Origin of the sequence: Burkholderia sp. Bmkn7, assembly GCF_041103175.1 — a bacterium.
Classification (GTDB): Bacteria; Pseudomonadota; Gammaproteobacteria; order Burkholderiales; family Burkholderiaceae; genus Burkholderia; species Burkholderia cepacia.
Genome location: NZ_JBGCUH010000003.1, coordinates 3456467 through 3478352, shown reverse-complemented (window position 1 = coordinate 3478352; position 21886 = coordinate 3456467). Strand labels below are relative to the sequence as shown.

Annotated in this window: 17 protein-coding genes; 8 read left to right on the top strand and 9 right to left on the bottom strand. The window is 68.0% G+C overall.

Annotated elements, in window-relative coordinates:
* Positions 1 to 98: 98 nt before the first annotated feature.
* From nagA to nagE, 4 genes are all read left to right on the top strand, one after another.
* Positions 99 to 1202: an N-acetylglucosamine-6-phosphate deacetylase gene (gene nagA, locus AB3K92_RS37775; RefSeq protein ID WP_021160063.1), complete on the top strand. Its 1104-nt coding sequence runs from the start codon at positions 99 to 101 to the stop codon at positions 1200 to 1202.
* A complete protein-coding gene (locus AB3K92_RS37770) occupies positions 1195 to 2202 on the top strand; it encodes an SIS domain-containing protein (RefSeq protein ID WP_048025680.1) in 1008 nt (335 codons plus the stop codon). The genes nagA and AB3K92_RS37770 overlap by 8 nt, the downstream gene beginning before the upstream one ends.
* A 15-nt stretch (positions 2203 to 2217) precedes the next feature.
* Entirely contained in the window at positions 2218 to 4800 is a 2583-nt protein-coding gene (ptsP, locus tag AB3K92_RS37765; RefSeq protein WP_369466809.1) for a phosphoenolpyruvate--protein phosphotransferase, read from the top strand.
* A 97-nt stretch (positions 4801 to 4897) separates the two neighbouring features.
* Complete coding sequence (nagE, locus tag AB3K92_RS37760; RefSeq protein WP_021161277.1) at positions 4898 to 6667, top strand: N-acetylglucosamine-specific PTS transporter subunit IIBC; 1770 nt, start codon at positions 4898 to 4900, stop codon at positions 6665 to 6667.
* 154 nt (positions 6668 to 6821) lie between these two features.
* Here nagE and AB3K92_RS37755 read toward each other — a convergent pair whose 3' ends face one another.
* The 6 genes from AB3K92_RS37755 to rpoH form a co-directional block, all read right to left on the bottom strand.
* Positions 6822 to 9305 carry a family 20 glycosylhydrolase gene (locus tag AB3K92_RS37755; RefSeq protein ID WP_060157522.1) on the bottom strand — a complete coding sequence of 828 codons (2484 nt, stop codon included), beginning with the start codon at positions 9303 to 9305 and terminating at the stop codon, positions 6822 to 6824.
* A gap of 590 nt (positions 9306 to 9895) precedes the next feature.
* Positions 9896 to 10012: a cytochrome bd-I oxidase subunit CydX gene (gene cydX / locus AB3K92_RS37750; RefSeq protein WP_021163033.1), complete on the bottom strand. Its 117-nt coding sequence runs from the start codon at positions 10010 to 10012 to the stop codon at positions 9896 to 9898.
* 55 nt (positions 10013 to 10067) lie between these two features.
* Entirely contained in the window at positions 10068 to 11204 is a 1137-nt protein-coding gene (gene cydB, locus AB3K92_RS37745; protein WP_059498605.1) for a cytochrome d ubiquinol oxidase subunit II, read from the bottom strand.
* 31 nt (positions 11205 to 11235) lie between these two features.
* Positions 11236 to 12816 carry a cytochrome ubiquinol oxidase subunit I gene (locus AB3K92_RS37740; RefSeq protein WP_021163035.1) on the bottom strand — a complete coding sequence of 527 codons (1581 nt, stop codon included), beginning with the start codon at positions 12814 to 12816 and terminating at the stop codon, positions 11236 to 11238.
* On the bottom strand, positions 12806 to 13090 hold the full coding sequence (gene cydP, locus AB3K92_RS37735; RefSeq protein WP_175849481.1) for a cytochrome oxidase putative small subunit CydP: 285 nt from the start codon (positions 13088 to 13090) through the stop codon (positions 12806 to 12808). The genes AB3K92_RS37740 and cydP overlap by 11 nt, the downstream gene beginning before the upstream one ends.
* Before the next feature lie 372 nt (positions 13091 to 13462).
* Positions 13463 to 14398, bottom strand: coding sequence for an RNA polymerase sigma factor RpoH (rpoH, locus tag AB3K92_RS37730; RefSeq protein WP_021163037.1), 936 nt, complete (start codon positions 14396 to 14398; stop codon positions 13463 to 13465).
* Positions 14399 to 14756: 358 nt separating this feature from the next.
* Here rpoH and AB3K92_RS37725 point away from each other — a divergent pair, with 358 nt between their 5' ends.
* Positions 14757 to 15326 (top strand): acyloxyacyl hydrolase, encoded by a 570-nt coding sequence (locus AB3K92_RS37725; RefSeq protein WP_021163039.1) that lies wholly within the window; start codon positions 14757 to 14759, stop codon positions 15324 to 15326.
* Between the two features lie 45 nt (positions 15327 to 15371).
* Positions 15372 to 15755, top strand: coding sequence for a nuclear transport factor 2 family protein (locus tag AB3K92_RS37720; RefSeq protein ID WP_027789089.1), 384 nt, complete (start codon positions 15372 to 15374; stop codon positions 15753 to 15755).
* A gap of 140 nt (positions 15756 to 15895) precedes the next feature.
* On the opposite strand, the gene leuA is transcribed toward AB3K92_RS37720, so the two are convergent.
* Both leuA and ybiB read right to left on the bottom strand, forming a co-directional pair.
* A complete protein-coding gene (gene leuA, locus AB3K92_RS37715; RefSeq protein ID WP_059489851.1) occupies positions 15896 to 17542 on the bottom strand; it encodes a 2-isopropylmalate synthase in 1647 nt (548 codons plus the stop codon).
* 380 nt (positions 17543 to 17922) lie between these two features.
* Complete coding sequence (ybiB, locus tag AB3K92_RS37710; protein WP_021163043.1) at positions 17923 to 18897, bottom strand: DNA-binding protein YbiB; 975 nt, start codon at positions 18895 to 18897, stop codon at positions 17923 to 17925.
* A gap of 193 nt (positions 18898 to 19090) precedes the next feature.
* Between ybiB and maiA the strand changes: the two genes are divergently transcribed.
* A complete protein-coding gene (maiA, locus tag AB3K92_RS37705; RefSeq protein ID WP_059498604.1) occupies positions 19091 to 19735 on the top strand; it encodes a maleylacetoacetate isomerase in 645 nt (214 codons plus the stop codon).
* Between the two features lie 124 nt (positions 19736 to 19859).
* On the opposite strand, the gene ftsY is transcribed toward maiA, so the two are convergent.
* Positions 19860 to 21014, bottom strand: a complete 1155-nt coding sequence (gene ftsY, locus AB3K92_RS37700; RefSeq protein WP_059498603.1) for a signal recognition particle-docking protein FtsY — start codon at positions 21012 to 21014, stop codon at positions 19860 to 19862.
* Between the two features lie 216 nt (positions 21015 to 21230).
* Between ftsY and rsmD the strand changes: the two genes are divergently transcribed.
* Positions 21231 to 21845, top strand: coding sequence for a 16S rRNA (guanine(966)-N(2))-methyltransferase RsmD (rsmD, locus tag AB3K92_RS37695; protein WP_027789093.1), 615 nt, complete (start codon positions 21231 to 21233; stop codon positions 21843 to 21845).
* Positions 21846 to 21886 lie beyond the last annotated feature (41 nt).

The window sequence follows — 21886 nt, the reverse complement described above, 5'->3', positions numbered from 1 at the left end:
GCGCGAGACTTGCCCGCGCGCGACAGCCGTGAAGCAACGACACGGAATTGCAAATCACGACGCGGATACCCGCGTCACCAGATCATCAAGAGAACGTCATGCTGACTGGAAACATCCTTACCCCCGACGGCTGGATTCTGGGTTCGCTCGATAGCGAGAACGGCCGCATCACGACACTCGACGGCAAGCCCGTCGATCCCGCGAAGAACGACGCGCCTTACATCCTGCCCGGCTTCATCGACCTGCACGTGCACGGCGGCGGCGGCGCCGACGTGATGGAAGGCGGCGACGCGATCGAGACGATCGCCCGCACGCACGCGCAATTCGGCACGACGAGCCTGCTCGCGACGACGATGACCGCGCCGCGCGACGAACTGATGAAAGTCGTCGGCAACCTCGGCAGCGTCGCGCGTACCCGCACGCCGGGCGGCGCGCGCGTGCTCGGCGTGCACCTCGAAGGCCCGTACATCAACCCCGGCAAGCTCGGCGCGCAGCCCGACGCGGCCGTCTCGGCCGTGCTCGACGAAGTGCTGAAGTACCTGTCGATCGCGCCGATCCGCGTCGTCACGCTCGCGCCGGAAATCGCCGGTCACATCGAGATCATCGGCGAGATGGCCGCGCGCGGCGTGCGCGTGCAGCTCGGCCACTCGCTCGCGACCTACGACGACGCGGTGGCCGCGCTCAAGCACGGCGCGTGCGGCTTCACGCACCTGTTCAACGCGATGTCGCCGCTGCATCACCGCAACCCCGGCCTGGTGGGCGCGGCGCTTGCTCACGCCGAATACGCGGAAATCATTCCCGATCTGCTGCACGTGCACCCGGGCGCGATTCGTGCGGCGCTGCGCGCGATCCCGCGCCTGTACGTCGTGACCGACAGCACGTCAGCGACGGGCATGCCCGACGGCGAATACCGGCTCGGCAGCCAGCACGTGACGAAGTGCCTCGGCGGCGTGCGTCTCGCCGACGGCACGCTCGCCGGCAGCACGCTGACGATGGACCAGGCGCTGCGCAACCTCGTGTCGCTCGGCCTGCCGATCGCCGATGTGTCGAACCGGATGTCGCGCTATGCGGCCGACTACCTCGGCATCGCCGATCGCGGCCGCCTCGAGCGCGGCGCATGGGCCGACCTCGCGGTGTTCGATCGCGACCTGAACCTCACCGCGACCTACGTCGAAGGAGAATCGATTGTCGAATATGCTTAAGGAAGCGCGCGAGTCCGCCCAGGTCGTCGCCGCGCAGATCGCCGACACCGCGCGCGTCGAAGCGCTCGCCGGCCAATTGCTCGATCACCCGCCGGCCGTCGCGCTGACGGTCGCGCGCGGCAGCTCGGATCACGCCGCGAGCTATTTCGCGAGCCTGACGATGAGCCGCCTCGGCGTGCCGGTCGCGTCGCTGCCGATGTCGGTCGCCACGCTGCAGCAGGCGCCGCTGAAGGTGCAGGACCAGCTCGCGATCGCCTTCTCCCAGTCGGGCAAGAGCCCCGATCTCGTCAACACGATGGCCGCGCTGCGCGAAGCCGGCGCGCGCACCGTCGCCGCCGTGAACGTGCTGCCGTCGCCGCTCGCCGACGCGTGCGAGCACCAGTTGCCGCTGCTCGCCGGCCCCGAATTGTCGGTCGCCGCGACGAAGAGCTATATCGCGATGCTGTCGCTGTCCGCGCAGATCGTCGCGTACTGGCAGCGCGACGCCGCGCTGATGACCGCATTGCGCGGCCTGCCCGACGTGCTCGCGCAGGCCGGCCGGCTCGACTGGTCGCAGGCCGTCGCCGCGCTGGCGGGTGTCGAGCGGATGATCGTGATCGGCCGCGGCCTGGGCCTCGCGATCGCGCAGGAAGCCGCGCTGAAGCTGAAGGAAACCTCCGGTATCCAGGCCGAGGCGTTCTCGAGCGCCGAAGTCCGTCACGGCCCGATGGAGCTGATCGACCGCGACTATCCGCTGCTCGTGTTCGCCCCGCCGGGGCCCGAGCAGGCCGGCCTGCTGCAGCTCGCGCAGGACATGCGCGCACGCGGCGCGGCGGTGCTGCTCGCGGCGCCCGCCGGCACGCCCGGCGCGACCTTGCCGCTCGCGCAGTCCGCCCATTCGGCGCTCGACCCGATCGCCGCCATTCTTTCGTTCTACGTGATGGCGGCGGATCTCGCCGTCGCGCGCGGCCGCAACCCCGACACGCCGCGCCACCTGAACAAAGTCACCGAAACGCACTGATAGCCGAGACAGCCGATGAGACGCGCCGAGGAGTCCCAGTTGAAGAGTTCCACCCATGATCAGATCGTCCTGCTCAGCCCCTTGACCGGGCCGATCGTCGCGCTGGCCGACGTGCCCGATCCGGTGTTCTCCGGCGGGATGTTCGGCGACGGCATCGGCATCGACCCGCTCGCGGGCCAGCTCGTCGCGCCGTGCGCGGGCGTCGTGTCGCATCTCGCGCGCACCGGCCACGCGGTGACGATCACGACGCCGCAAGGCGCGGAAGTGCTGCTGCACATCGGCATCGACACCGTCGAGCTGAACGGGCAGGGCTTCACCGCGCACGTCGAGGCCGGCGCGCGTGTCGAGGCGGGCGCACTGCTGATCGAGTTCGACCAGGACGCGGTGGCGCGCAGCGCGCATTCGCTCGTGTCGGTGATCGCGATCGCGAACTCGGATGCGTTCGAGGTCGTCGATCGTGCCAGCGGCTTCGCGACGGCCGGCAAGACGCCGCTGCTCACGCTGCGCGGCAAGGGCGAAGCGGCTGCGCAGGCGGCACAAACCGGCGCAGCGGCGCATCACGAAGTGCGCCGTGAAATCGTGCTGGCCCAGCCGGGTGGCCTGCACGCACGGCCGGCCGCGCGGGCGCGCGAAGCCGTGCGCGGGTTCGACGCGACCGTCGACGTGCTGTTCGACGGCCGCAAGGCGTCGATCGCGAGCGTCGTCGGCCTGCTCGGCCTCGGTGCGGGCGAAGGCGCGACGGTCGAACTGGTCGGCCGAGGCGCGCACGCACAGCAGGCCGTCGATGCGGTCGAGCACGAGCTGCTGCGCGAAGCACACGGCGAAGTCGAGGAAAAGCCGGCGCGGCTGAGGTCGCCCGCGCCGCAGACGGTTGCGCGCAGCGCCGGCGCACCCATTGACCCGAACACGCTCGCGGGCGTGTGCGCGGCACCCGGCATCGCGGTCGGCACGCTGGTGCGTCTCGACGATGCGGAGATCGTGCCGCCCGAACAGGCCGCCGGCACGCCCGCGTCGGAGAGCCGCCAGCTCGACCAGGCGCTGAAGGCCGTCGACGCCGAACTCGACGAAACGGTGCGCCACGCATCGGCGCGCGGCGCGGTCGGCGAAGCGGGCATCTTCGCGGTGCACCGCGTGCTGCTGGAAGACCCGACGCTGATCGACTCAGCACGCGACCTGATCAGCCTCGGCAAGAGCGCGGGCTTCTCATGGCGCGCGACGATCCGCACGCAGATCGACACGCTGTCGAAGCTCGACGACGCGCTGCTCGCCGAACGCGCGGCCGACCTGCGCGACATCGAGAAGCGCGTGCTGCGCGCGCTCGGTCATACGAACGGTGCCGCGCGTGTGTTGCCCGACGAGGCGGTGCTCGCGGCCGAGGAATTCACGCCTTCCGATTTGTCGTCGCTCGATCGCCAGCGCGTGACCGCGCTCGTGATGGCGCGCGGCGGCGCGACGTCGCACGCGGCGATCATCGCGCGCCAGCTCGGCATTCCGGCGCTGGTGGCGGTCGGCGATGCGCTGTACGCGATCCCGGACGGCACGCAGGTCGTCGTCGATGCGAGCGCGGGCCGGCTCGAACATGCGCCGACCGCGCTCGACGTCGAGCGCGCGCGGCACGAGCGCCAGCGCCTGGACGGCGTGCGCGAGGCGAACCGGCAACTGGCGGGGGCTGCGGCCGCCACCGTCGACGGGCGCGCGATCGAGGTCGCCGCGAACATCGCGACGCTCGACGATGCGAACACCGCGGTCGACAACGGCGCCGACGCGGTCGGCCTGCTGCGTACCGAGCTGATGTTCATCCATCGCCAGGCCGCGCCGACGGTCGTCGAGCACCAGCAGAGCTACCAGTCGATCGTCGACGCGCTGCAGGGCCGCACGGCGATCATCCGCACGCTCGACGTCGGCGCCGACAAGGAAGTCGATTACCTCACGCTGCCGCCCGAACCGAACCCGGCGCTCGGCCTGCGCGGCATCCGTCTCGCGCAGGTGCGCCCCGACCTGCTCGACGATCAATTGCAGGGCCTGCTCGCGGTGAAGCCGTTCGGCGCGGTGCGCATCCTGCTGCCGATGGTGACCGACGCGGGCGAGCTCGTGCGCCTGAAAAAGCGCATCGACGAATTCGCGCGCGCCCAGGGCCGCACCGAGCCGGTCGAGGTCGGCGTGATGATCGAGGTGCCGTCGGCCGCGCTGCTGGCCGACCAGCTCGCGCAGCACGCGGATTTCCTGTCGATCGGCACCAACGACCTGACGCAGTACACGCTCGCGATGGACCGCTGCCAGGCCGATCTGGCCGCGCAGTCGGACGGCCTGCATCCGGCCGTGCTGCGCCTGATCGACATCGCGGTGCGCGGTGCCGCGAAGCACGGCAAGTGGGTCGGCGTGTGCGGCGCGCTCGGCGGCGATCCGCTCGCGGTGCCGATCCTGGTGGGCCTCGGCGTGACCGAGCTGTCGGTCGACCCCGTATCGGTGCCGGGCATCAAGGCGCGTGTGCGCCGTCTCGATTACCAGTTGTGCCGTCAGCGCGCGCAGGATCTGCTCGCGCTCGATTCGGCACAGGCGGTAAGGGCAGCAAGTCGCGAGGTCTGGCCGCTCGACTGAGCGTCGACGGCAGGTTCGCGACCCGTATTACGACGAAGGCAGTCAGCTCAACGACGATTAACGACGCTTAACGACGAGACAAGGATTGGAGGACTGAATGAACGGGAATCCGTTTCTGAAAATACAGGGCCTGGGCCGGGCACTGATGCTGCCGATCGCGGTATTGCCGGTCGCCGGCATCCTGCTGCGACTCGGCCAGCCTGACGTGTTCAACATCAAGATGATCGCCGACGCCGGCGGCGCGATCTTCGACAACCTGCCGCTGCTGTTCGCGATCGGCGTGGCGGTCGGTTTCGCGAAAGACAACAACGGCGTGGCGGCACTCGCGGGCGCGATCGGCTACCTGATCGAAACCGCGATCATGAAGGACATCGATCCCAAGCTGAACATGGGCGTGCTGTCCGGGATCATCGCGGGTGTCGTCGCGGGCCTGCTGTACAACCGCTACAAGGACATCAAGCTGCCGGACTACCTGGCGTTCTTCGGCGGCAAGCGGTTCGTGCCGATCATCACGGGGCTGGTGTGCGTGGTACTCGGCATCGCGTTCGGGTACGTGTGGCAGCCGGTCCAGCATGCGATCGACGCGGCCGGCCAGTGGCTGACGACGGCGGGCGCGATCGGTGCGTTCGTGTTCGGCTTCCTGAACCGCCTGCTGCTCGTCACGGGCCTGCACCACATCATCAACTCGCTCGCGTGGTTCGTGTTCGGCAACTTCACGCCGCCCGCCGGCGGCGAGATCGTGCACGGCGACCTGCACCGCTTCTTCGCGGGCGACCCGACCGCGGGCACCTTCATGGCCGGCTTCTTCCCGATCATGATGTTCGGCCTGCCGGCCGCGTGTCTCGCGATGCTGCACGAGGCACCGAAGGAGCGCCGCGCGATGGTCGGCGGCCTGCTGTTCTCGATGGCGCTCACGTCGTTCCTGACCGGCGTGACCGAGCCGATCGAATTCAGCTTCATGTTCCTCGCACCGGTGCTGTACGTGATCCACGCGGTGCTGACGGGGCTGTCGCTCGCGATCTGCCAGATCCTCGGCGTGAAGCTCGGTTTCACGTTCTCGGCGGGCGCGATCGACTACGTGCTGAACTACGGGCTGTCGACGAAGGGCTGGATCGCGATCCCGCTCGGCATCGCGTACGGCGCCGCGTATTACGGGCTGTTCCGCTTCTTCATCCGCAAGTTCAACATGGCTACGCCGGGCCGTGAGCCGGCATCGGCCGACGCGGCCGCCGAATCGTACGCATCGGGCGGTTTCGTCGCGCCGGCGGCGGGCGCCGCTGCGGTGGCTGCCGCGCCGCGCGCGCAGCGCTACATCGCCGCGCTCGGCGGAGCCGGCAACCTGTCGGTCGTCGACGCATGCACGACGCGCCTGCGCCTGACCGTCGTCGATCCGGAGAAGGTCTCGGAGCCGGAACTGAAGTCGATCGGCGCGCGCGGCGTGCTCAAGCGCGGCGGCAACAGCGTGCAGGTGATCATCGGGCCCGAGGCGGACATCATCGCCGACGAGATGCGTGCCGCGATCGGCAGCGGCGCGACCGGTGCCGCGTCGACGGCGACGGCCGCCGCGGCGCAACCCGTCACGGGTGCGGCCGCCGGTCCGCTCGATCCGGAGCCGACGCGCTGGCTCGCGGTGTTCGGCGGCGCGACCAACGTCGTGTCGCTCGACGCGATCGCGACCACGCGCCTGCGTGTGGTCGTGCGCGATCCGTCGGCGGTCGATCGCGATCGTCTCGGCGCGCTCGACGTCGCGTGGGTGTCGCTCGACACGTTCCACATCGTCTGCGGCAATGCGGCGGCACGCTACGCCGAACAGCTCGGCGCGCGCCTGCCGCCGTCGGGCAGCGGGGCGGCCGCGCAGCCGGCCTGATGTGACCAGGCCGGCCCGATCCGCGATGCGGATTCGGGCCGGCCGGCAAAACGAAAACGGCTTGCGATCCTTGCGTCGCAAGCCGTTTTTTCCTGGTGCGGGCGATGGCGCGATGCACGTGCTTGCATCGCGCGTCGCCCGGTCGTTCAGCCGATCACGGATTCGTCAGCGTGAAGGTCGGCTTCCGGTAGCCGACACCGGCCCGGTCGAGCTTCGGCAATTCGCGTAGCGTGAGCAGCGTCGCGAAACCGGCCCAGTCGCGCTGCAGCGCGGCCGTGTCGACGTGATGCGTATCGCCGCGCTTGAAGCGCACGCCGGCCGCATACGGCAGTTCCCAGTCGGCGCGGTGCCACGCGCGCTCGGCGAGCGCGAGCAGTCGCGGATAGGCCATGTATTCGAGGAAGGTGTCGTTGCGCATCACCTCGCCCCACGCCTGGCCCTGCATGCCTTCGATGCGCGGCGCGGGGCCCGTGCCGGTTACCTCGAACGGGTTGCCGTCACGGTCGCCCATCACTTCGGCGTTCTGCGGCAGGTTCTCCGGCGCGAGCGAGAACACCTTGTACTCGTCCGTCGCGTGCGAGCCCCAGTAGTAGCCGCGCTCGCGCGGGTTGAGCGTGTACGGGAAGTCGAAGTACAGGTAGTCGGGCAGCGCGAGCACCGTCAGGTAGCCCTTGCCGCTCAGGTCGCGCGCGCTGTCCGACGCCCCCCAGAAGATCGTGTCCCACAGCGACACCATCACGTGGCGCGTGCTGAAGTCCTGCGGCCCGTTCGCATGCTTGATGCCGTCCTGCCACGCGGCCATCGCGTCGATCCCGTTCGCGCTGACCGCCGCGCTCACCTGCTGCGCGAAACGCGTCGGCAGCTCGTCGATCGACTTGATCTCGCCGCGCTGGAGCAACGCCGTGCATGCGGGCGAACGCGCCCACGGCTTGTCCTGCGCGGCGAGATCGATGCGCCCCTTGTTCGGATCGGTGCCGTTCAGCGGCTGGAAGCCCGCGCCGAGGAAGATGTTCTTCGCCTCGTCGCCGCCGTAATGCCAGATGTGCAGCGGCGCCTGCGCATCCGCATGCATTGCCGCGATCTCGCGGATCACCTTCGATGCGAAATTGAGCGCGCCCGGCACGCACGGGTTCAGGTCGCTGCGGCGGTCGTAGAACTGCACCGTCGTCAGGTTCGACGTGTCCTGCGGATCGAGCAGCCGGTATGCGTTCGCTTCCTGCTCGCGCCCGGCCGCATGCAGCCGCCGGTAACGTGCCTCCATCGTCACGACGGCCGCGCGCGCATGCGCGGGCATGTCGATCTCGGGGACGATCTCGACGAAATGCGCGGCCGCGTAACGCACGAGCGCCACGTAGTCGTCGCGGGTCAGGTAGCCGCCGCCCGAGCGGTTGTCCGGGCCGGAGCCGAGCTGCGGCAGCAGGCAGCGCGTCTCGCTCGGGTCGTGACAGCGGCGCGAGCCGATCCCGGTCAGTTCGGGCAGGCCGGGAATCTCGATGCGCCAGCCCTCGTCGTCCGACAGGTGCAGGTGCAGGCGATTGAGCTTGTACGCGCTCATCTGGTCGATCAGGCGGCGCAGCGTCGCCGGGTGCTTGAAGTTGCGTGCGAGGTCGACGTGCATCCCGCGATGCGTGAAGCGCGGCGCATCCTCGACGAGCATCGCCGGGATCGGGCCGCCGCCGGCCGGTGCGAGCGAGTAGAGCGTCTGCACGCCGTAGTAGAGGCCCGCGCGATCGTAGCCCTCGATCAGCACGCCGCGCGGCCCGATCGCGAGCCGGTAGCCGCCCGGCGTCGCGATGTCGGCCGGCAGCCGGCGCGGCGCGACGGCGCCCCGCACCGGCACGCGCGCGCCGTCGAGCCCGAGTGTCGTCGCACGTTCGCGCAGCGCCGCGACCTGCGTGTCCGGCAGATCGGGCAGGGCGAGCTCGACACCGCGCAGCTCGAGCGTGCCGGGTAGCGGCTGCTCGCGCTTCACGCTCGGCAGCGCGCGGCTCGGGTCGGGCCGTGCGGCCACGGGCGGCGCGTTGCCCGTCGAGTTGTTCTGCGCGTCGGCCGGCAGCGATTCGACGTAGCGCAGCTCGTCGTCGGTGTCGTCGTAGCGGAGCACGGCGGGCGGCGCGCCCTCGACGACCACGTACGGGCGCGGGATCACGTCGCTGTAGCGCAGCAGCCAGTATTCGGCGACGAACGGCAGTTCGATGCGCTCGCCCGGTGCCAGCCGCACCGAGCCGGGTTGCGGTGTCAGCTCGTACAGGTCGCCGGTGAGCCGCCGCAACGCGAAGCCGGGGCGATCGATTCGCAGCAGGCGGCGGATGCTGTGCAGGTAGAGCTTCCAGCCGCCGTCGGCGATCGCCTGGTGGCCGCGGTTCTGCAGGATCAGGCGGCCCGTCGCGCAGGCCGCGCCGTCGGCGCCGAGGTCGGCGCACGGTACGCCGGCCGAGGCCGCGTGATTGTTGTCGACGGCGACGCGCAGCGCGAGGCCGTTCGACAGCCGCGCCGCGAGATCGGCCGGCGGCACGGGTGGGCGGACGGCACCGGCCGCCGCGACCGCCGCACTCGACGCGGGCAGCGCACCAAGCGCGACCGGCGGCAGTGCCGCGATCAGCACGCCGGCAAACAGGGTGGACAAGGTTCGGCTCATGCGGACTCCTGAGAAAAAAGGGGGGCGTAGCGGCGTCACGGGATGACGTCGCTGCGGGCGGGTCTTTCAACGGAGCTGCGGGGACAACAGGATGCGCGGGCGATGCGGCTGCCCTGCGCGCAGTCGGCACGCGGATGCGTGCGTTACGGAACGGGGGGCGGGCAGGCGTGCCGGTCGGATCGGCGCGGGCGGGTGCGCGTCCTCATCGGCCGGGCACGACGGCGGCCGCGGTTGCGGACGATGCTGACCCTGACGCGGTGGCGACGCGCCCGGTGACAAAGGCGCACGCGTGACCGGCGCGGACGACGGCGGCGCCGGTCGTGGACGAAGCGCAACCGGCCGCCGCGCGGCGACGGCGAGATGGCGCGCACGTGCGCGCCGCATACGGGATTCGCATGTCTCCCCCACCCAGATGGATTCGGCCTGTCAGCGGCCGTGTCCAAAGATCTTATGAAACCTTTTATTGGTATTCAAGTGGTATCAATCTGGCGCTAAATTGGCATCGGCGTGTCCGGCTTGTCCGGGCGAAAAAAAACCTCGCGCGAGGCGAGGTTCCTTCCGGGCGGCGGCCGCTCGATCGGCCGAACGCGTCAGTTGCGGGTTACGCGTGCTTCCTGCGTTTTCTGCCGTGCTTCGAGCCACATCGCATTGACGATGCCGAACGACAGCGCGACGCCGATACCGAGAATCCAGCTGAAATACCACATGATCCGACTCCTTGCGAAACGGGGGCGGCGGGGCGCCTGCGCGCCCCGGCCGGGTTCAATACATCGAATGCGTGTTCTCTTCGAGCACCTCGCGCGTGACCTTGCCGCGCATCACGCGATACACCCAGCTCGTGTAGAGCAGGATGAGCGGCAGGAACACGATCACCGCGAACAGCATCACCTGCAGCGTCATGTGGCTCGACGTCGAATCCCACACGGTCAGGCTGCTCCTCGGGTCGAGCGACGACGGCATGATGAACGGGAACATCGAGAAGCCGGCGGTCAGGATCACGCCGACGATCATCAGCCCCGTGCAGAGGAAGGCCGTCTTTTCCTGCTTCGAGCCGGCGAGCAGCATCGCGAGCAGGCCGCCCGCGATCCCGACGACGGGCGCCGCGATCATCCACGGGAATTCGCCGTAGTTCGCGAGCCACAGGCCCGAGCCCGCGGCGACGTCCTTGAGCAGCGGGTTCGCGACCGTATCGGTCGGCGCGGCGTGCGTGATGTGGAAGCCGCCGACATACGATGCGATCAGCACGCCGGCCAGCACGAACAGCACGACGGCGAGGAACGACGCCACGCGCAGCGCGATCGATGCGCGGCGCGCGATCACGCCTTCCGTCTTCATCTTGATGAAGGCCGCGCCGTGCGCGACGAGCATCGTGAGGCTGACGAGCCCGCACAGCAGCGCGAACGGATTCAGCAACGCCCAGAAGCCGCCGTAATAGGTCACGCGCAGGTCGCTGTCGAACTTGAACGGCACGCCTTGCAGCAGGTTGCCGAACGCGACGCCGAACACGAGCGCCGGCACGAAGCCGCCGACGAACAGGCCCCAGTCCCAGCCCGCGCGCCAGCGCGGGTCAGGGCGCTTGCTGCGGTAGTCGAAGCCCACCGGCCGGAAGAACAACGCGAACAGCACGAGCAGCATCGCGAAGTAGAAGCCGGAGAACGACGCCGCGTAGACGAGCGGCCAGGCCGCGAACATCGCGCCGCCGGCCGTGATCAGCCACACCTGGTTGCCTTCCCACGTCGCACCGACGGTGTTGACGATGATGCGGCGTTCCTCGTCGGTCTTGCCGAGGAACGGCAGCAGCGCGGTCGCGCCCATGTCGAAGCCGTCGGTGACGGCGAAGCCGATCAGCAGCACGCCGACGAGCAGCCACCAGATCACCTTGAGAGTTGCATAGTCCATAGCGATTCCTTGTTCCGTTTCAGGTGCGTGCTCAGGCCGGGGCGCGCTCGCTGGCGGCCACGAGTTCGTGGTGATAGCGGCCGGTATGCAGCGACGACGGGCCGAGGCGCGCGTACTTGAACATCAGCTTGATCTCGATGACGAACAGCGCCGTGTAGAACGCGATGAAACCGGCGAGGCTCAGGTACAGGTCCGTCGACGTCAGGCTGGACGCGGACAGATGCGTCGGCAGGATGCCCGCGATCGTCCACGGCTGGCGGCCGAGCTCGGCGACGACCCAGCCGAATTCCGCGGCGAGCCACGGCAGCGGGATCGCCCACACCGCATAGCGCAGGAACCAGCGGCGGTTGTCCTGCAGCAGCTGCCGGCGCGCACAGAGCCAGAACGCGGCGACGAAGGTCGCGAGGAACAGGAAGCCGAGGAACACCATGATCCGGAACGAGAAGAACACGGGCGCGACCGGCGGGATCGTCTTCTTCGCGGCGGCCTTGATCTGCTCCGGCGTCGCATCGACCACGTTCGGCGTGAACTGCTTGAGCATCAACCCGTAGCCGAGATACTGCTTGTGCTGGTCGAACAGTGCGCGGGTCGCATCGCTCGTGTCGCCTTCCTTGATCTTCTGCAAGGCGCCGTACGCGAGCATCCCGCTCTGGATGTGCTCCTCGCTGCGCTTCGCGAGCTCGCGCAGGCCGATCACCGGCTCGTCGATCGAGCGCGTCGCGATCAGGCCGAGCGCATACGGGATCTTGATCGCGTAGTCGGTGCGCTCTTCCTTCTGGTTCGGAATGCCGATCAGCGTGAACGAGGCCGGTGCCGGCTGGGTTTCCCATTCCGATTCGATCGCGGCGAGCTTCATCTTCTGCACTTCGCCGGTCGTATAGCCCGACTCGTCGCCGAGCACGATCACGCAAAGCGTCGCCGCGAGGCCAAAGCCGGCCGCGACCGCGAACGAACGCAGCGCGAAGTCGGTGTCGCGTTTCTTCAGCAGGTACCACGACGAGATGCCGAGCACGAACATCGCGGCCGTCACGTAGCCGGCCGACACGGTGTGCACGAACTTCACCTGCGCGACCGGGTTGAACAGCACGTCGAACAGGCTCGTCAACTCCATGCGCATCGTCTGGTAGTTGAACTCGGCGCCGACCGGGTTGTTCATCCAGCCGTTCGCGACGAGGATCCACAGCGCGGACAGGTTCGAGCCCAGCGCGACGAGGAACGTGACCATCAGGTGCTTGACCTTCGACAGGCGGTTCCAGCCGAAGAAGAACAGGCCGACGAACGTCGATTCGAGGAAGAACGCCATCAGGCCTTCGACCGCGAGCGGCACGCCGAAGATGTCGCCGACGTAGTGCGAGTAGTACGACCAGTTCGTGCCGAACTGGAATTCGAGCGTGATGCCGGTCGTCACGCCCATCGCGAAGTTGATCCCGAACAGCTTGCCCCAGAACTGGGTCATGTCCTTGTAGACCTGTTTGCCGGTCATCACGTAGACGGCTTCCATGATGACGAGCAGCCAGGACAGGCCGAGCGTCAGCGGCACGAACAGGAAGTGGTAGAGCGCCGTGATGCCGAACTGCAGACGCGACAGATCGACGACTTCGCTACTTATCATGGTGGTCTCCCTCGGTGGGTGCAGGCGCCGGCACCGAGAGCAGCTTCTCGGCGACGGCGGCAGGCGGAAGCGACATGTGCTCGGCCTGCGGATGATTGAAGAATGCGTATTTGAGCGACATCAGGAGGATCAGCTTGACGATCAACACCAGGCTGATGTCGCGGGCGAGGGTCGGGCCGCGTGCCCACGCGGCGATACGCGCACGCCAGCCGATCGTACCGGCCGACCGCGGGGGAGGCGGCGCAGGCTCTTTATTGATCGAGATCAAGGCGATTATCCTGAATCGATGTAGGTCGGAATTGGGGCGACTTTACGTCGGATTTATGACGGCCGTGAAGCTGTTTTAATCCTTTTGCGCCTGACATGCCAATTTTAAAAGGACTGCTTTCCGATGCCGAGTGCTGCGCTGCGGCAGACCGTCGCGAAACACGGGCCGAAACTTGAGGCAGATCAAGCTTATGCGGAAGGGGCCCGCGAACCGTCCAATACCTGATCAAACAGGTCGATTAATCGACGGAGAAACGAGCGAAGAGGCGGGCGGAAAGGCGAGTGATAAACCGGCCAAAAACCGGTGAAAAAGGCAGGCAAAAAAAACGCTGCCGGTCAGGCAGCGGTTTTCGATGAGGCGCTTTGAATCGCCAGTGATTTACGCGTATTCGGCGAGGGCAGTGCGCATCTTTTTCATTGCGCTCGCCTCGATCTGGCGGATGCGTTCCGCCGACACGCCGAACTCGGCGGCGAGATCGTGCAGCGTCGAGCCGCCCGAGCCGTCGTCGTCGACGTGCAGCCAGCGTGCCTCGATGATGCGGCGGCTGCGCGCGTCGAGCGCGTCGAGTGCCTGCGCGATGCCGTCCGTCTGCAGCGAGTCGCGCTGACGCGCGGCGAGCACGGCGGTCGGTTCGTTGTGCGAGTCGGCCAGGTAGGCGATCGGTGCGTACGACTCCTCGCCGTCTTCGACCTGCCCTTCAAGCGCGATATCGCCGCCCGACAGGCGCGTTTCCATTTCGGTCACGTCTTCGCGCTTGACGTTGAGCTCTTGTGCGAGGCCGTCGATTTCCTCGGGCGTCATCGCCTGCATGCTCTTCTTGTGGCTGCGCAGGTTGAAGAACAGCTTGCGTTGCGCCTTCGTCGTCGCGACCTTCACCATGCGCCAGTTGCGCAGGATGTACTCGTGGATCTCGGCCTTGATCCAGTGGATCGCGTACGACACGAGACGCACGTTCTGGGCCGGATCGAAGCGCTTCACGGCCTTCATCAGGCCGATGTTGCCTTCCTGGATCAGGTCGCCGTGCGGCAGGCCATACCCGAGATAGTTGCGCGCGATCGACACGACGAGCCGCAGGTGCGACAGCACGAGGCGGCGTGCCGAGTCGAGATTGTTGCTTTCGCGGAATTCGGTCGCGTACTGGCGTTCCTCTTCTGCCGTCAGCAGCGGAATGCGATTGACGGCCTGGATATACGCGTCGATGTTGCCAAGCTGGCCCGGCAACATCGATTGAGCTGCGAGCGCCAGCGAGCCTGCCGATTCGGCCTTGGCCGGCGTCGGGCTCAGGGTGTTCGGGAGGGTCAGGGCGTTGCTCACTAAAAACTCCTTTGGAATCAGGGACAAACCCCCGGTCTCGAATGAGATTCCGTGGGGCATCTTAGCACTCCCGCAAGCTGAGTGCTAATTCCTTAGAGCAAGCGTGGGCATCGGAGTTCCCGTTTTTCTATCGAGTTAGTCGAGTCGATAGTCTATTCTGCGACAGGGGAGGTGGGGCGAAGTTCCGTAAGCCGTTGTTTCAGATGGAAATCAGTAGACGATTTCAATTTTTGTTGTTTTGGAAGGAAGCCATTTCGCTTCGTGATGCCGATCCGAAAAGTCCTTTACCATACCATTCAGTTCGCTCGAACCGGCCGCAGCGGCAGGTTCCATTCAACCCACAAAGTTGGAGTGTCAGATGAACAATAAGAAGAATCGCCGGCCCCGCAGCCGGCTTGTCCTGCACGCGATGCTGGCGGCGTCCCTTCTGGGAGGATCGGGCGCGGCATTCGCGGATCGGTGGGGGATTCAGGCGGGCGGCGGTTTTTCGGATCGCCACGGGGTCGACAAGGGCGATCTCGGCGTGGTGTGGGATCCGGGCTGGAACTGGTGGGAAATGGGCGGTTGGCACTTCGCGTTCGTCGTGGAAGGGCACGCCGGCTACTGGCACACGGGCGGCAACGTTCACGGCAGCATCGGCGAATTCGGCGTGACGCCGTTGTTCCGCTTCATCAAGAGCGCCGGGGAGATTCGCCCGTTCATCGAGGCCGGCGGCGGCGTCCGGCTGCTGACGCACCCGACGATCTCGGATCATTTCTCGCTCGGGACCGCGTTCCAGTTCTCGCCGACCGCGGGGGTGGGCGTGCAGTTCGGCCAACGGCAACAGTATCAGGTCGGCTACCGTTTTGAACATGTGTCTAACGCGGGTATCAAAGAGCCGAATCCTGGTATAAATTTCCACCAGTTCTACGTGCAGTACAACTTCTGATCCGCACGCCCGCGCACGGCGTGCGCGTTGCCGAGGAGTCAGGCGATGGCGAAGGTGATCGATGCGATCCGCGCGCTCGAGCGCGATCGGTTCCGGGCGATGGTGGACGGCGACGGCGAGGCGCTCGGCGCGCTTTTGTCGGACAAGGTGTTCTTCGTGCACACCAACGGCAAACGCGAAACCAAGCAGCAGTTCATCGACGCCATCGTCGCCGGCCGCCGCCGCTATCGCCAGATCGAAATCCAGTCGCAGGACGTGCTGCCCGTCGGCGATGAAACCTGCGTCGTCACCGGGCGTGCGTTGATCGAGATGGAAACGAACAACGGCGGCCTGGTCTTCCCGATTGCGTATACCTCCGTCCACACCCACGAACAGGGCCGCTGGAGCCTGTTCGCATGGCAGGCGACGCGGTGCGCGACCGAGACATGAGCGCGCGTGGCGCCCGTTTTCATGTCCCTCGAAGCGGCCTTCTGGGCCGCTTTTTGCTGCCTCGTGCGGCGCGGATCGCGCGGCGCACGAGCGGTCACGCACCGCTCGCTGACGTTTGAACCCTGAAACGGAACCGGCCGTCAGGCCGCCGCGCGGCGATCCGCGCAGTGCCAGGCCGAGCGGTTGATCGCGCTGACGAGCGCATCGAGCGCGGCGCCCGCCGCATCGGCGTGCAGGCCGACGCCGTGCCGCAGCGGTGCATCGCCGACCCGGCAGCCCACCGATACCGCGATCCGCCCGTCCGTCGTGCGCGCGTGTTCGCACGAAGCAATGTCGATTGCGACGCCGGCGGCGGCCGCGAATGCCGCGGCCAAACGTCGCACGGCATCGTCAGGCGCGATATCCGCCGCGGGCGCCGTCGCGATCTCGCGGTTCCGCCAGCGTGCGCCGTTGCCGTGGCGCGCGGCCGGGCCGTCGGTCTCGAAGAATTCGCGCGCGAACAGCGCGCAGATCGCGTCGCCCGTCACTTCCTCGCCCGACGCGTCGGCAAGCGTCTGCACCGCGTGGCTGAATTCGATCTGCACGCGCCGCGTCGGCGTGAAGCCCATCCCGCGTTCGAGCAGGAACGTCGCGCCACCCTTGCCGGACTGGCTGTTGACGCGGATCACCGCGTCGTAGCTGCGGCCGAGGTCGGCCGGGTCGATCGGCAGGTACGGCACTTCCCACGGTGCGTCGGGGCGCTGCTGCGCGAAGCCCTTGCGGATCGCGTCCTGGTGCGAGCCTGAGAACGCGGTGAACACGAGGTCGCCCGCGTACGGGTGGCGCGGATGCACCGGAATCTGGTTGCAGCGTTCGACGACGCGGCGCACCGCGTCGATGTCGGAGAAATCGAGCCCCGGATCGATGCCCTGCGTGTAGAGGTTCAGCGCGAGCGTGACGAGATCGACGTTGCCGGTACGCTCGCCGTTGCCGAACAGGCAACCCTCGATGCGGTCGGCGCCCGCGAGCAGCGCAAGTTCGGCCGCCGCGACCGCCGTGCCGCGGTCGTTGTGCGGATGCACGGACAGCACGATGCTGTCGCGATACGCGAGGTTGCGGTCCATCCATTCGATCTGGTCGGCGAACACGTTCGGGCTCGCGGCTTCGACGGTGGCCGGCAGGTTGACGATCATCTTGTGGTCGCGGGTCGGGCGCCAGGTTTGCGCGACCGCGTCGCAGATCTCGCGTGCGAACGTCAGCTCGGTCATGCTGAAGGTTTCCGGCGAGTACTGGAAGGTCCACTGCGTGTCGGGGCGCGCGGCGGCGTGCTCCTTGATGATGCGCGTGCCGTCGATCGCGAGCGCCTTCACGTCGGCCTTCGACATCCCGAACACGATGCGGCGGAACGACGGGCAGACCGCGTTGTACAGGTGCACGATCGCGCGCGGCACGCCCTCGAGCGCGTCGAACGTGCGTGCGATCAGGTCCTCGCGCGCCTGCACGAGCACTTCGATCGTCACGTCGTCGGGAATCCGCTTGTCGTCGATCAGCTTGCGGACGAAATCGAAGTCGGTTTGCGACGCCGACGGAAAGCCGACTTCGATCTCCTTGAACCCGATCGCGACCAGCATCTCGAAGAATTCGAGCTTCTGCTCGATGCTCATCGGCTCGATCAGCGACTGGTTGCCGTCGCGCAGGTCGGTGCTCATCCAGACGGGCGCGCGCTCGATGGTGCGCGACGGCCATTTGCGGCCATTGAGGCGGACGGGCTCGAACGGACGGTACTTGTCTTGCGGATTGCGCTGCATCTTCTGGACCTCGGGTCTCAAGTCGCGAGCGAAGACGGGCGGCATGGGCGACGGTTGGCGCTGCCTCGCTCCGCGGCACGTGAGCGCGCTGCGGATGCGGATGATCTTCGCGAATCGGCCGACGGATAGACGGACGAATGCTGACGACTTCGGGTTGTAAAAACTGCGAGAGGGGTACTGCGAGGAACTGCTGGGAGGGACCGTGCGGACAGCACACGGCGCTACGACAGCCTTAGGCTAGTCGTAGCGATAGCGGCCGCGCTAGGCGGCCGGAGGTAATTCGGAGGGTGTTCGGAAAGGAACGCATGACGGCAACTCTATGCCAGGATGCGCCCGCGTGTCAAATGCCCGGCGCGCGGGGCCGGTTCGCGGGCGTGCCGTCAGCGCGCGATGCGGGTGATCTGCACGATCGTCGCGACCTGGCGGGCGACGGTGTCGGGCACCGGCACCTCGCCGCGCAATACGGCGTCCGTCCACGCGGCCGTCGTGGCCGCATCGCGCGATTCGGGCAGGGCGACGGGGGGCGCATCGGTCGACGAGCGCTCGGCCTCGATCAGCGTGTCGCACACGCCGTCGTGCAGCCAGTCGACCTGTACCTGGCGCCGCGTGTCGGCAACGGCTTCGCCCTCGGTGCCGCGCGCCAGCAGCGCGCCGCCGAGTGCGGCGTCCGGATGGTCGCGGAACAGCTGCGCGAGGCTGTCGCGGTACGGCGGATGCGTGTAGTTGACGAGCCGCAGGCCGGCCGGTGCGAACGGCTGCAGAATCTTCACGAGCGTGTGCGTCGAATTGCGCACGCCGAGCACGCGACGCATCGACAGCAGGCGGGCGATGCGCGGCGCCAGCACCTCGATCGACGCGAACGCGACGCGGCGCTCGGCAAGTGTGTCCTCGATCGCATCGTGCGACGCCGACGGCGCGAGCGACAGCGCCGAGAAGATCTCGGCGCTCGTCACGCGGCCCGGATCCTGCTCGACACCATGCACGAGCACCGGCACGCCTTCGCGTGCGAGCAGCAGTGCGAGCAGCGGCACGAGGTTCGGCTGCTTGCGCGCGCCGTTGTAGCTCGGGATCGCGACGGGGCGGAACGCCGCGTCCTGTACGTGCACGGGCTCGAACGACGCCTGCGCGGCGGCGAGCATCGCGGCCAGCTCGTCGGCGGATTCGCCCTTCAGCCGATAGGCGATCAGGATCGCGCCCAGTTCGACATCCGACACGCGCGCGTCGAGCATCGCGCGATAGAGCTCGAACGTGTCCTCGGCGGACAGCGCGCGTGCGCCGTTCGGGCCGCGGCCGATTTCCTTGATGAAGCGGGCGCACGGGAACGGGACGGCGGCGGGATCGTGGGAAGCGGTCATCGGGGCGTGGGGCGGGCGGCCGGCATCGGGCCGCGCTGTGAGCGGTGAGGAATGCCCGAGTATCGCATGGGCACGGCCGGCGCAAGCAAGGGGGCGCATCGCGGCGCGCTACACTCTGGTTCCCGGCGGTGCGCGCGCCGGCTGCGCCGCGCCCGTGCCGTTGCCGGCCGAATACGACTACGAGAGACATCCCATGAAGCTTTACAGCTATTTCCGCAGTTCCGCGTCGTACCGCGTGCGGATCGCCCTGAACCTGAAGCAGCTGCCGTTCGACTACGTTCCCGTGCACATGCTGCGTGACGGCGGCGAGCAACTGAAGGACGCGTACCGCGCGCTGAATCCGGACGCGGTCGTGCCGACGCTGACCGACGGCGACGCGACGCTGCAGCAGTCGCTCGCGATCATCGAATATCTCGAGGAAACCCATCCGGAACCGGCGCTGCTGCCGAAGCAACCGGTCGATCGCGCCTATGTGCGTGCGGTCGCGCTGCAGATCGCGTGCGAAATCCATCCGCTCAACAACCTGCGCGTGCTGAAGTACCTGAAGCACACGCTGAAGGTGTCCGAAGAGGCGAAGAACGCGTGGTACCGGCACTGGATCGAGGCGGGCTTCGAATCGCTCGAGACCCGTCTCGCGAGCGATCCGCGCACCGGCAAGCTGTGTTTCGGCGACACGCCGACACTCGCCGACGTGTGCCTCGTGCCGCAGGTGTTCAACGCGAACCGCTTCTCGATCGATACGACGCGTTATCCGACGATCCAGCGGATCGTCGACCATGCGTCGACGCTCGATGCGTTCAAGGCCGCCGAGCCCGGCGCGCAGCCCGACGCCGAATGAGCGCGGTGCGCCCGGGGCATGCACGACCGGGCGCGCATGACGCGGTGCGCCCGGGGCATGCACGACCGGGCGCGCATGAAAAAGGGCGCCCGAAGGCGCCCCGTGCGATGCGTGCCGGCGGTGTTCAGCCGAGCAGCGCGTCCGCGAATTCGACCGCGCTGAACGGCTGCAGATCCTCGACCTTCTCGCCGACGCCGATGAAGTAGACCGGCACCGGGCGCTGCCGCGCGATCGCGGCGAGAATCCCGCCCTTCGCGGTGCCGTCGAGCTTCGTGACGATGAGGCCGGTGAGGCCGAGCGCGTCGTCGAATGCCTTGACCTGCGTGAGCGCGTTCTGGCCGGTGTTCGCGTCGATCACCAGCAGCACTTCGTGCGGCGCGCCGTCGTGCGCCTTCGAGATCACGCGCTTCACCTTCTTCAGCTCTTCCATCAGGTGGAGCTGCGTCGGCAGGCGGCCGGCCGTGTCGGCCATCATCACGTCGATCTTGCGCGCGCGCGCGGCGCTGACCGCGTCGAAGATCACCGCGGCCGGATCGCCGCTTTCCTGCTGCACGACCGTCACGTTGTTGCGCTCACCCCAGACCGCCAGCTGTTCGCGCGCGGCCGCGCGGAACGTGTCGCCCGCGGCCAGGAGCACCGACTGGTCGAAGCTCTGCAGATGCTTTGCGAGCTTGCCGATGCTGGTCGTCTTGCCCGCACCGTTCACGCCGGTGATCATCATCACGAGCGGCTGCGCGCGGCCGAGCATCAGCGACTTCTCGAGCGGCGTCAGCAACTCGACGAGCAGGTCGTGCAGCGCAGCCTTCACCTGCTGCGGGTCGGTCAGGCGGCCCGCGCGCACCTTTTCGCGTAGCGCGCCGAGCAGGTACTCGGTCGCGTCGACGCCCGCGTCGGACATCAGCAGCGCGGTTTCGAGCTCCTCGTACAGATCCTCGTCGATCTTCGTGTTGACGAAGACGCCGGTGATGCTCGAGCCCGTCTTGGCGAGCCCCGTTTTCAGGCGGGCGAGCCACGATTTCTTCGCGGTGGCGTCCTGCAGCGGCGGCGGAACGATTTCGACCGTCTCGACGACTTCGTCGCGCCCGTCGTTGGTCGGCGTGACCGTCATCACGACGGCCGGCGCGGCCGGCTGCGCGGGCGCTTGCGACACCTCGGCCGCAGGCGGGGCCTCGACCGCGGGCGCATCGGACGGTTCGTCCGTTTGCTGCGCGTCGGCCGATTGCGATTCCGCCGGATCGGGCTCCTGCGTTTTCTTGAATCGTTTGAAGAAGCTGAACATGGTCTGACGTCGGGAAGAGGGCGGGCCGCCGCCAGAAGCGGGGCACCGGACGGGCCGTCCTGCGTTCGCGCGGGCGCGGCGCACGGCGGCCGAAACCGTGCATTTTATCAGTGCGGCGTGGCGCTCGCGTCAGTGCGCGCCGCCGCTGTGGTAACGTGCGCCTGTTTGGCGGTGCGCCCCTGCGCGCGCCCGGTCCCTCCGTCGTCGATATTCCGTATGTCCCGTTCCTCTTCCGGCCGCCCGGCGGCCCCTTCCAGCCGCGGCAAGCCGCACACGATCCGCATCATCGGCGGCGACTGGAAACGTACGCCGCTCGCGGTGCTCGATCTCGACGGCCTGCGGCCGACCCCCGATCGCGTGCGCGAGACGCTGTTCAACTGGCTCGGCCAGGATCTCGAAGGCCGTCGCTGCCTCGACCTGTTCGCGGGCACGGGCGCACTCGGTTTCGAGGCCGCGTCGCGCGGCGCGGCGAGCGTCGTGATGGTCGAGCGCCATCCACGCGCCGCGCAGCAGCTGCGTGCGATCAAGGACAAGCTCGGCGCGCGTGCGGTCGAGGTCGCGGAGGCGGATGCGTTGCGGCTCGCGGCCGGGCTCACGCCGGGCGCGTTCGACGTCGTGTTTCTCGATCCGCCGTTCGGCGAACCGGCTGTGCTCGATCGCGCGGTCGCGCTGGCGGCGCCGCTCGTCGCGGCGGGCGGCGCGCTGTACGTCGAAACGGGCGCGGAACTCGACCCGGCCGCGCATGACGCGCTCGCGGGCTGGGAGGTGGTGAAGCACGGCAAGGCCGGTGCGGTTCACTATCATTTGCTGCGGCGCGAAAATGATGAATAATGCGCGTTCCATACGAGGCGGCGCGCTGCAAAGGCGACGCA